Origin of the sequence: Mycobacterium sp. UM_Kg27 (assembly GCF_000972905.1) — a bacterium.
GTDB lineage: Bacteria > Actinomycetota > Actinomycetes > Mycobacteriales > Mycobacteriaceae > Mycobacterium.
The window spans coordinates 1-3,062 of sequence record NZ_JRMM01000232.1; the positions used below are offsets into that span (position 1 = coordinate 1).

Sequence of the window (3,062 nt, forward strand, 5' to 3'; positions counted from 1 at the left end):
TGGTGCCACCGACGGCGGCAATGGCGGAAACGGCGGTAACGCCACAACCTCCGGGACTGGTAAGGCGATCGCGGCTGATGGGGCGGCCGGCGGCAATGGCGGAACCGGACGTGGCGGTAACGGCGGCAACGGCGGCGGCGCGACCATCGACAATTCGGCGTCGGCGTGGGATGTGTTCGGCGGTAAAGCGGGGGCGGCCGGCATTGGTGCCACCGACGGCGGCAATGGCGGCAGCGGCGGTTACGCCTACACCTACGGGACGGGTAAGGCCACCGGTGGTGATGGGGCGGCCGGCGGCAATGGCGGAACCGGTTCGGGCGGTAACGGCGGCAACGGCGGCGTCGCGGACTTCCGGGGCTCTGGGGCGGCGGATGCGGTCGCCGGTAAAGGTGGCAATGGTGGCGCTGGTGCCACCGATGGCGGTAACGGCGGCAACGGCGGTAACGCCTACATCACCTGGGGGACTGGTAAGGCGATCGCGGCTGATGGGGGGGCCGGCGGCAATGGCGGAACCGGTTCGGGCGGTAACGGCGGCAACGGCGGCAAAGCGGGCATCCAGGGCTCTGGGGCGGCGGATGCGGTCGCCGGTAAAGGTGGCAATGGTGGCACCGGTGCCACCGACGGCGGCAACGGCGGCAACGGCGGTAACGCCAGTACCGCCGGGACGGGTAAGGCCACCGGTGGTGATGGGGGGGCCGGCGGCGATGGCGGAACCGGTTCGGGCGGCGACGGCGGCGACGGCGGCGGCGCGGACAACTCGTTCGTCACGTGGACGGAGGGGGATGTGGTCGCCGGTAAAGGTGGCAATGGTGGCACCGGTGCCACCGATGGCGGCAATGGCGGCAACGGCGGTTACGCCTTCACCTACGGGACGGGTAAGGTCACCGGTGGTGATGGGGGGGCCGGCGGCGATGGTGGAACCGGTCGCGGCGGTAACGGCGGCCACGGCGGCTTCTCGACCATCGACAATTCGGCGTCGGCGGCGGATGCGGTCGCCGGTAAAGGTGGCAATGGTGGCACCGCCGCCACCGACGGCGGCAACGGCGGCAACGGCGGTTACGCCTACACCTACGGGACGGGTAAGGCCACCGGTGGTGATGGGGGGGCCGGCGGCAATGGCGGAACCGGTCGCGGCGGTAACGGCGGCAACGGCGGCAACGCGACCATCGACAATTCTGCATCGGCGGCGGATGCGGTCGCCGGTAAAGGTGGCAATGGTGGCACCGCCGCCACCAACGGCGGCCGCGGCGGCAACGGCGGCAACACCCTGGCTTGGTGGACCGGTAAGGCCACCGGTGGGGACGGTGGCGCAGGCGGCGGCACCGGTGTCCACAGCGGCCCTGACGGAACTGATGGCCTTGGGGTGCACGGGGAACTCGACCTGGGTTCTGCTCCGCAAAGTGCATTGAATTTTTGGAATAGTGTCCGGGCGGTTCCTGATTCAGATTTTGGTTCTGGATACGCTGTGCAAGAAATCCTTGGCGCCGATGGAAACCTTAGATATGTTGTTTATATCGGAGGAACCGATCCAGCCAAGGTGTTTAATTACGACACCACAACGCAGAGCTGGGCTGGGAATGTATCTGGAGCAAGTGGAATTCCTGATGAGGTACAGTTTGCGGCGTTGAAAGCGCTGCTTCCGAGAGATGTGCCTATTATGTTTGTGGGTTACAGCCAGGGTGGAATGGATGCGCAGAATATCGCAGCAAGCGGGTATTTCACAAATATTCAGCAGATCGTGACATTCGGATCGGCTGTCCGCACAACCGGTTTAGAGGGTATACCCGCACTCTATTTCATGGATAAGAACGATCCTGTGCCAGGAGTGATAGTAGATGTTGGAAACATCTTTAGGCCATTTCTGTGGTCCGAATCCACGTCGAGCGACGACAAGCTGGTGTACACCGGAGATACTAGTTTTGATCCCCTATTGACTCCGGAGGGGCTCTACTACCATTCCAATTATCAAGGAATGATCGATGACTTTGAAAGCTCTGTTAAAGGATCGACAGAATTCGAAGCATTCGCAAGTATTGAGAATTTTAGTGGTAACATAATCAACCAAAAAAGGCTTTGACGGATTTTGTATGCGGCGGTGAGGTCAGGACTGACCGGTCAGATCGGCGACCTCCCGCAGCAGGCCCACCCCGGCGTGCGACACGACACCGGCACCATCGGCCGACACCGTAATGCCTGACGTCAAGATGCCCGCGAAATCTGATCGGTGCCTCAGATAAGGATGCCCGCGAAAACGGGGTGGGGTTAGCCTCAATACCGTTTACTTAAGCGGTGATGACGGGGTGTCGGTGGATCGTTGGCGAGTGGCGGTGATCAGCGTGTTTGCGCTGGTAGCCAGACATTTTGCGTTTGACCACTCGGGGGTTGGTGCGGGGGCGGCGCATGGGCAGCAGTTCGTGCAGGATTTCGGCGTTGACGTGGGTTTGCGCGTCGGCGATGGCCTCAGGGGGAAAAACCGGGATGGCTTGCGGTGGTTCTGCGAGCTGCCCGGAGTGATCGGATGAAGGACAGTCTGTCCGGATCGTGTCCGTAATCGGTTGCGGCCGAATGCATCAGCCAGCGGATCGCGTAGTGCACGCACAGGTAGCCATAAACCTCCTGGATCACCCCGTCGGGCATCTTGGACCGCAGCACCAGCCCCGGGCCACGCTCACCCAGCACGTGGCACGCAACCAGAATAACAACCATGTAACCTTAAGCAAACGGTATTGGGGTTAGCCTGGATTTTGCGCTTGTAGGGTCTCACCGCTGATGTCACTTTCTCAGCGGTGGTGTCACCTCCGTGTCACCTGTCTCAACTCGTGTCATGCGGGTAGGGGTATCGAGAAAACGCGATAGCCGATTAGCTCTCGTGGAGTATGGCGACAATGGGGCCCGCGCGCATTGGTCATATCGAGCGGCTTGCGGGAAATCTGTTGAAGGCGGCCCGGAGTCAGATCGGTGTATCGCAGCGTCTGAGGTGAGCCCCTCGTAGTGGTCCAGTCGTTGTGGGACTCTGATGCCCGATTTTCGGGCAGGAAGAATCGACGACGACATGGCATCAA

General features: G+C 62.1%; 1 protein-coding gene and 2 pseudogenes. 2 read left to right on the plus strand and 1 reads right to left on the minus strand.

What is annotated here, in order from left to right:
- Positions 1 to 2,077 (plus strand): annotated as a pseudogene (locus tag LI94_RS24035) (hypothetical protein); the annotation flags it as partial.
- Positions 2,078 to 2,321: 244 nt separating this feature from the next.
- Complete coding sequence (locus LI94_RS24040) at positions 2,322 to 2,522, plus strand: hypothetical protein (RefSeq protein WP_192831015.1); 201 nt, start codon at positions 2,322 to 2,324, stop codon at positions 2,520 to 2,522.
- Here LI94_RS24040 and LI94_RS24840 read toward each other — a convergent pair.
- Positions 2,461 to 2,670: pseudogene (locus tag LI94_RS24840) on the minus strand (IS4 family transposase); the annotation flags it as partial. The gene LI94_RS24040 and the pseudogene LI94_RS24840 overlap by 62 nt on opposite strands.
- Positions 2,671 to 3,062: the final 392 nt, after the last annotated feature.